At 62.5% G+C, this 8,525-nt stretch carries 5 protein-coding genes and 1 pseudogene; all 6 read left to right on the top strand.

Annotation, left to right across the window (positions count from 1 at the left end):
- Nucleotides 1-343: pseudogene (locus AC1DYX_RS24260) on the top strand (type VI secretion system ATPase TssH); the annotation flags it as partial.
- Between the two features lie 25 nt (nt 344-368).
- The gene (locus tag AC1DYX_RS24255) at nt 369-1,151 is read left to right on the top strand and encodes a hypothetical protein (protein ID WP_477263618.1); all 783 of its coding nucleotides are present in this window, start codon (nt 369-371) and stop codon (nt 1,149-1,151) included.
- 449 nt (nt 1,152-1,600) lie between these two features.
- Nucleotides 1,601-2,653 carry a hypothetical protein gene (locus AC1DYX_RS24250; protein WP_477263615.1) on the top strand — a complete coding sequence of 351 codons (1,053 nt, stop codon included), beginning with the start codon at nt 1,601-1,603 and terminating at the stop codon, nt 2,651-2,653.
- 109 nt (nt 2,654-2,762) lie between these two features.
- Nucleotides 2,763-6,680, top strand: coding sequence for a hypothetical protein (locus AC1DYX_RS24245; RefSeq protein ID WP_477263613.1), 3,918 nt, complete (start codon nt 2,763-2,765; stop codon nt 6,678-6,680).
- Nucleotides 6,677-7,711 (top strand): hypothetical protein, encoded by a 1,035-nt coding sequence (locus AC1DYX_RS24240; RefSeq protein WP_477263611.1) that lies wholly within the window; start codon nt 6,677-6,679, stop codon nt 7,709-7,711. The genes AC1DYX_RS24245 and AC1DYX_RS24240 overlap by 4 nt, the downstream gene beginning before the upstream one ends.
- A 524-nt stretch (nt 7,712-8,235) precedes the next feature.
- A partial coding sequence (locus AC1DYX_RS24235; protein ID WP_477263609.1) for a DUF7674 family protein occupies nt 8,236-8,525 on the top strand: 290 nt, incomplete at its 3' end.

Below are 8,525 nucleotides of genomic sequence, written 5' to 3'. Positions count from 1 at the left end.
GTTCAAGCCGGCGTTCCTGGGCCGGCTGAAGGTCGTGCCGTTCTATCCGATCCCGGACGACGTGCTGGCGGAGATCATCGAACTCAAGCTCGATCGCATCGGGCGGCGCGTGGCCGCCAATCACAAGGCGGCGTTCGCGTACGACGAATCGCTCGTGGATGCCGTGCTGGCCCGCTGCACGGAAGTGGACTCCGGCGCGCGCAACGTCGACAACATCCTGAACGGCACGCTGTTGCCGGAGATCGCCGGGGCCGTGCTGGCGCGCATGGCGGAAGGAATGGCCATCGAGCGCATCTCGGTGCGGGCCAACGCGCAGGGAGACCTCGAGTATGTAATCGCGTAGGACACAAACATGAATCGGAAAAAAAATGACAACGACAGAAGAGACAACCGCGATGTTCCGTGCGTTCGTCGAGTCGGAGGACAAGGCGATCGCGAACGGTATCGAGAGTGACTGGTATCCCGGAAACTGGCATCGCCTCAGGCCGGAATTGCGCCGCGCGCCGTCGCTGCTGTCGCGGGACATGCTGGAGCAGCTATACGTGCACCTGCTGCGCCATGACGTGCTGCCGAACAGGGCGGAGCTGCAGGACACGTATCCCGTCCTGGAGCGCGCGTACGGGATCCAGACCCGCTACATGGTGCACCGTGCCGGCCCGCCCATGACCTTGATGACCCGGTTCGAGGGCCTGCTGCTGTTCGGCTTCGACCACCGGACCATCATCGCGGCCAACGTGGACATCGACGATTACCTGCGCTACCGCGCGGCCTGGCTGCAGTTCGACAGCTACGAGCACATCCCGGGCATCGCGGAAGGGGCCAGGGGCCTGCTGCCCTATGCACAGGATGCACGGCTGGTCGACAGGATCTGCCAGGTGATGGGTGTACTGAAATTCATCCACGACGATCGTTACGATCCGGCGTCGCCGTACCGGGACGAGCACTACGCCTACACGCGGCTGCCGTTCTGGGTCGCGATGTTCGCCTTGCTGTTGAGCCCCTTGCCGCAGGCGCGCGCCACGACCAATGCGTTCCAGGCCGCGCCGATGCTGCCGCGGCGGCGCGAGCAGATGGAGATCCTCGAGCGGCTCAAGCGCGCGGCGACGTCGGTGCGGGCGGGGCCTGGTCGGCTCGACGAGCGCTGGCACTGAGTACGTCCATCAAGATCCGACTTGCCAGCGGAGCAATACGGGCCTTACACTGAATCTCGATGAACTTCCGCAATCGGGCCACAACCGGCCCTTTGCAGAGATGCAAATTTATGTGCTCAACGACAGGTGAACCTTATGATATCTATGAAGGATGCGCCCGTTGGGTGGGCGATGCTCATGTACGATTTGGAAGACGCCGAAGAGCATCTGGGAACTCTCCTAACCCAAATGCAGAGTGATTCGGAATTTGACGAGGAAAGTTGACAAGATTAGCCATAGCAGCGCAACTAATCCTAATTCGGGGATAGCAGCGTCTAACGAGCGAGCAATACGTCTTACGAAAGTCATACTTTTCCTCGGCATGGCGTTCGCGCCGGTGCCGCTGCACCGCGCGCGCGGCCTACTACATCGCGGCGCTGCTGGCCCGGCTGGACGACCGCTCATGCGGCATGTTCGGCGCGCACGTGACGGCGCTGAGCGGCGTCTCCGGCGGCAGCGTGGGCATCGCCACCTACCTGAACGCGCGCCAGCGGGTGGTCGCGGCGGGCGGCTGGCGCGATTGCGCCGGCGGCAAGGTCGTCGAAGGGCTCGTCGAAGACGTCCTGCGGCGCGACCACCTGTCGCCGGTCGTGGCACGGATGCTGACCTTCGACCTGCTGCCGTACGTGCCGCCGCGCCGCGGCCAGGCGCTGCTCGACAGCTGGGACGACGCGATCCGCAACGCCGCCGCACCGGACGTGCGGCCAGCGCCGACCGATGGCCTGGCGATGCCGCTGACCGCGCTTACCGGCGGCATCTATCCGGCGCCGCTGGTCTTGTTCAACGCCACCGATGCCTGCGACGGCGGCGTCGTCTGGATGTCGAACCGGGGTCGCTGGGGCAAGGGCGCGGACACGGTCGGGAACCCGCTCGGCATCCCGCTCGGCGAAGCCGTGCTGCACAGCGCCCGGTTCCCGGTCGTCTCGCCGGTCGGCATGCTGACGGATGGCCCGGGCAAGCCGGTGCCGCTGGTCGATGGCGGGCTGCACGACGTCAGTGGTGCGACCACGCTCGAGCGTCACGTGACGGCGGCGACGTACTGGATCAGCATCGACGGCAATTTCGACCGCAAACCCTGCAAGGGCGACCCGGATACCGCCGGCCTGAAGCACTGGTCCACGCTCAACGCCGTGCTGGCCTTGCGCGGCAACCATGCCCGCGAGGCGCTGGACCGGATGACGCTGAAGGCGGGCACGCATATCCAGGCCAAGCTGGACTTCGACCGGATGCTGGCGCCGTCGATCCCCGACCGCGACCTGCGCTGCGCCGCCATCGCGCATCTGCACATGGCGCCGCTGGGCTGGTACATGTCGGTGCGCAGCGGGGAAGACATGGAACGGGCGATCGACGAGGCCGCCCGAACGACGTGCGTGCGCCTCGGGCCGCTGTGTCAGTTGCCAGCGCTGGGCTCGGTCCTGGACGAACGGCCCGTCGACGTTGCGCATCCCGCACTTGCACGGTGACCGGAAGGTCGCCGCCGCCCAGCGCCGGTGCGCCGCCCGGCTTCCCACCCAGGCTGTGTTACCCCTTGTTACTTGTGTTACGTGGCAGGCGCTATCTACGCTTGCTTGTATGCGGACGATCTTCAGCGTGCTCACGATCCGTGGCCGGGCCGGGATCGCCGATAAAACCGATGACAAGGGGAGTACAGACATGAACGACTTTTTTTACCACTTCAGTATCTCGAAAATGGACGCGACGGGTAATGCGGACCTCGAGATTCCCAAGACCGTGACGTTGTGCGGCGCGAATGTTCACGGCATCCCGGAGGGGCAGCTGTTTCTGGATCATGTCCCCGTCCCGAGAAGCAACTGGCGCTACGACGAACACGACAAGATACTGCTCTGGAGCGGCGCCTTCGGCAGCGGCCAGCTGCATCTGAGGCACGACGGTGCCGGCGGCGTGGGCCTCGTTGCCCGGGACATGGCCATGGTGTCCGTCCAGGCCAGCGTGACGGCCCAGTTCCTGTGCGACGTGGCGCTCGATGCGGGCGTCGTGTTCACGACCGACGGCTCGGCCATCTCGGGCATGGCGTGGGATCCGACTTGCACGCAATGGCAGCAGGCGCGCTGGGTAAAAGGCCGTTTGCTGCTGAAGTATACCGAGGCGCCGGGCGGCCCGATGCAGCCGCCCGTCTTCACGTTCGAATTCGACGATAACGAAACGGGTTCGCTGCCGTGGACACCCGCGGTCGGCGCATTTTCCGCCTCGCTCGGTTTGACGAACGAATGGAACCTGACGTTCAAGACGGTGACGTCCCCGCCGCCGGACACCGGTATGCCGGCCACCGGTCCCGCATCGGTCTACCCGTACTGGTTGATGGCCACCGAAGACCTGGCTGCGGCGACCATCACGGGCGCGATCGATATCACGAGTAGCGGCCAGGCATCCGACACCTTGGTCGGCATCGCCGGCGCCCGCGCCAACCAGTTGATCACCGGGTATTTTCAGCGTGACGATGCAGCGGTGCCGTTCGGCGTTTTCGACGGCAAGATGGTCGTCGGCGATCTTGTGCTGCGTGCTGCCCGCGTCGGCGGGAACGAATTGCGGTGGAGCGGCCTGGCGCCCGAGGTGCAAGCCGCGACCGGATTGCCGGCGGCGGGGGTGTTGCGGTTTTCCGATGCCGGGTTGCCGCTGGAAACGGCGGATGGTGTACCGTGCAAACGCCTCGATACGAACACCGCGCTTGCCGCCTTGACGCGTTCCCCAAGATATTGTCCCGCGACATTGCAAAGCTTGAAGGACACGCCGCCCGCTCTGACGATTTCGGGACTGTTGGCGATGAATTGCTATGTGCAAAACGCGGCGGGAAATTGGTACGATCAGGTACAGCAGGCGGTGACGGCGGACTTACAGACGATCATGAACAGTTTCGTTTCGCCGGACATTTATAATCTTCTGTTCCCGAATTCCACCCAGCCGACGCTCGAGGGCGAACTGGCCATCATCGCCAATTCGCCCGTGCCGGGCGTTGCAAATCCTTCAGCCTGGTACCAGTCGCTGGCCACGGCGGTCATGACGCAGGGTCTCGCGGGCGGCAACGACAGCAATTGCCAGTACCTGAACGGGCCGCGCGCGGCAACGTGGCTGAAAGAACAGGTTGCGGCATCGAAGGTGTATTACACGCATGGACAACTCCTGTTCCAATATCACTGGCAGCAGCTGTTCCCGTCGATAAACGATTATCTCGGCGATCAGCAAAGCAATAGCGCGACGTACACCCCGATCATCAATCAGGTGGCGGCCGCGTCCATCGCCGACATCAATGCGAACGTCGTTCCCGATCGGACGAATCCGCAGTTGATCCAGAACCTGATCGACGATGTCAAGGATGCGCAGACCTACGCCACGACAAACAACCTGTATTGGGCGTTCTACTACTACACCTACAATACGGCGCCCTCCATACTCGCCAATATCGCGCTGCAAATGAGCCCGGGCAGCGGTAACGGCGACGCGACCGCATTGCCGAGGCTATTTCWGCTCAACGCGGCGGTGTTGACGGCACTCGATCCTTCCGGTGTGTTTGCGAAGCGGTACACGCAAACGCTGAACGTCTTCCTGGCAACCAACGTTCTGCCGTCGATGTTCGGATTCAATGCCGATCCGAATACCTTTTCGATCATCAAGGAATATCTCCAGACCTTCGTCAACCAGAATATCGCGAACGAGGACGCACAAATCCAGGCCGCGGCGGCCGAACTGCAAACGCTGATCAACGACCGCGATTTCGACGGCATCCTGAAAAACAGCCTCGATATCATCAACGATCTTGCGAGTGCGTTCCAGGACGTGATGTCGCTGCCGAGTATTGCGAATGGATTCCTGCCGAAGTTTATCGCCGCGTATCCACGGTTTTCCAAGGTGGCTTCCGTCTTCGGATCGCTGCTGTTCACCGGCCTCGCCGGGCTCAGCGCCTATCAGATGATCATGGCGTTCAAGAGCTGGGACAAGATGAGCGATGCCGAACAGGCGGAGCTGATCACCAATGCCGTGCAGCTGGGTTTGCAGATCGTCGGCGCGATCGTCAAACGGGGCGTGCGGATCTATGCGATCTTCGGCACCGAAGGCCTGTCCGTGGGCCAGCGTGCGGGCGCCATCGCCAATATCCTCAACAGCGGCGAAGCGGATGTCCTGGACACTGCCCTGGCACGCATCGGTAACAGCGCGGCAAGATGGCTGGGAGACACGAAAGGATCGATCGGATTGACGCAAGATCCGGCGATCACGGAAATCATGATGATCGGCGACGCGGACGCCGACGTCGCCGCCGAGGTCTCGGTGGCTGCCCGCATCCTGGGCAGGAATCTGGACGAATTCATCGCCGCGCGCCTCGGCCCGATCCTCATCCTCGCCGGGATCAGTTTCAGCATCTACAACCTTGCGGAGGGGGAGAGCAYCATCAGCAAGGCGATGGATGGGCTCAATATCGCGGCGGGCTGCCTGACGCTGATCGCCATGGCCGGCGCCTTCGCGGTCGAGGGCGGCGTGATCGCCGGCATCTGTTCCGTGGCCGGTCCCCTGGCGATCGTTGCGGCCGTGGCCGGTATCGCGCTTGCGCTCTACGAAATGTTCCAGAAACCGCCCGACCCGGTGCAGGAATTCGTCAGCGACTACGCCCAGCCCGCGGGGCTGACGGTCGCGGCAAGGGCGAGCAGCATCGATTACGTGATCCCGTACACGGTCGACGGTTTGACGCTGCTCGGATTCACGTTGAGCCTCAATGGAAGCTTCTATGGCTGCAATGCGGACGGCACGATCGCCAGCGGCACGTCGAGCACGCTTCCGGGATGGGTGTTCTTCACCCAGACGGACAGCCAGGGCTTGTCGGGCATCTATGCCAAGGTCTCGTACAGCGGCTCGAATTCGGTCGTCCCGCTGTGCCTGACGCTGCTCAGCGACGACACGGTCGTGTTCATGCCCGGGACGCCGACGGGAACGGCGACGGTTGCCGGTGGCAGCGTCACGGTGACGACGCAAAAATGGCTGTCCAGTCCGGTCGGCAATGCGGCGCTGGCGCCAGATGGACAGAACCTGGCCACCCTGCAGCTGACGTTGCAACCGGTCGTTCCGGACAGTGCCGGCAATTACAGCGCGGCGGGGGCGACAGGCTGGCTGGCGGCTTCGGGTAGCAGCCTGGGCTATTCGACAGCGGCGGGCTCGCAGTTCACGCTCACCATGTCCGGCATCGCCCCGTCGTCCTCGTACTTCAGCATGAAGGATCTCTGTTTCACGGTGAACGACAAACCGTCGCAGAACGAGGCGTTCTCCCCGAGTTTCAGCGTCATGCCCAGTCCGAAGCTGACCTTCGTTCTCACCGGGACGCTGCCGCCGTTCCTGAATTTCGACAGCGACACCTGCACGTTTTCGCCGAATGGAACGGTCGCGACGGCGTTCAACGCCGCGTTCTCGCTGGCGGTATCGAATGCGTTGGGCAACGCGACGACGTCCTTCCAGATCGTCGCCGCCGCCGCGAAGGAACTGTCATGAGTACCGGTTTCCAGCAGCTCCAGGCACAGGTTGCCGCGTCCCTGAATGGCATCGTGCCGCTGGTCGCTCCGGCCGGGGGGAATACCGACCCGCTGACGACCTTGATCGATGCGATGCCCTATTACGGGTCCATGGACTGGCAAAACGCGCATCGGGGCGGGATCGTCAACCTCCTGGTCACGTCGCTGCCGAACGATCCGGTCGCCCAACAGCCAACCCAATGGGATGGGCTGGATTCGACCAGCTACAGCTACCAGGGCAACTACAGCGGCTACAACGACGCCTTCTTCAATGGCATCGCACAATCCGCGACGGCGGCGGCGATCCTGCAAGCGGTGCAGCAGGTCAACCCGGCAATGAATTCGAGCTGGTGGGGAACATTTTGTTTGGCGACATTAACAGACCAAATCAACCAGGCGGGCGCGGCACAGGTCAACGTCAACCAGCTCACCACGGACCTCGCGACCTATAACGGCCAGTTGCAGGACTGGTTGTCGGCGACTTATCTGGCTACCTTCATGTACGGCTATCCGCCCACCCAGGCAGCGCTAGATGCGATCGGCGCGTCCAACGCGGGCCCTGCCACGGCGCTGGTATTGCAAAGCGCCATCGTGAACGGGACGTTTACCGCCAATATCAACACATTGATCGCACAAGGCGGCGACAGCACGGCGGCCGCCACCTGGTTCCTGTTCAACTTATGGATCATGTTGATGGCGCTGGACGAGACCTTCGATGTGGATAGTTGCATCAACGCTGCCATCAAGCAGGGCTTGGACGTGCCCGAGGAAGTACAGCCACGGGTATGGTGGACCGGGTCGTACACGAGCTACTTCGCGGCGCTGGCGGGCGCCGACATCGCGGCGCAATACCCGGCGGTGAGCGGCACCATCGCGGCGGACATGCCGATCCAGGTTCTGAGTTGCGTGCCGCGGTTCGGATGCACCGGTTCGGATTCGAGCGTGTCGAACGGCTACTGCCAGAGCCTGACCTACTGGGGGCAACTGAATACCTACAATCCGCCGTCGTAGCGAACCCGTACGAAGCGGCCGCCTGCCGCGCAACCGGCAGGCGGCGTTCCTTACGGGTCATTGATCATGTCGATTGATGGCGCTATCATCCGGATGGCGCCCGCCATTTCACCCACAGCTGAAGGATCGACCCCATGACCACTTCCGCTTCCGCCCGCATCGCTTTTCCCTGCTCGCCGCCGTAGCCGTTTGCTCCCTGGCACTGCCCGCCGCTATGCCGCGTTCTGGAACACCGGCAAGCCGGAATTCGCCGAGGCAGATGGCCCGATACCTGTCAGCCAGCGGTCACCGCTCGAATAGTGTTAACTATGCCCCCACCCGACAAATGGGGCGATTCCCGTTGTTAATTGTTAACAACGCTCCAAAAAAGATGACGGATTTGCCCCGGCTGGAGCGTGGCGGCTTGGGCCATGCGAACCTCTGAATAAGACAAGTTGGAGATGAATTCAGAGGGAGAACCGGCGATTTTCCCGGCGTGGCAACATGTTTTCCTAATGCTGAACCGTTAGCGATTTTCTCGCTCCATGAGTTTACGAAATCCTAATAAATCTCTTGTCGCTGCACTCCGTTTGCGTTTTCCAACTGAAGCAGCGTTGACCGATCATTGGCTTCGAGAGAGAGGATGGGACCCGACCGACGACAATACAGTACTAAACTGGGTCGAGGCGTTTGCTGACACGACATCTGAGGCCGTCAAGCGTAGGGATGCGGACGCAGTTAGGGCGCAGACAGACTTCATTGCTGCCGCTTATCGCGCCGAGCCGGATGCATTACGTACCATCGTCGACGTGTCGTATGCCGAGAACCTAATGTG

Source organism: Massilia sp. P2_C2 (genome assembly GCF_056404615.1).
Note: the sequence above shows the minus strand (reverse complement) of the source record. Positions and strands in the feature narration are given on the sequence as shown.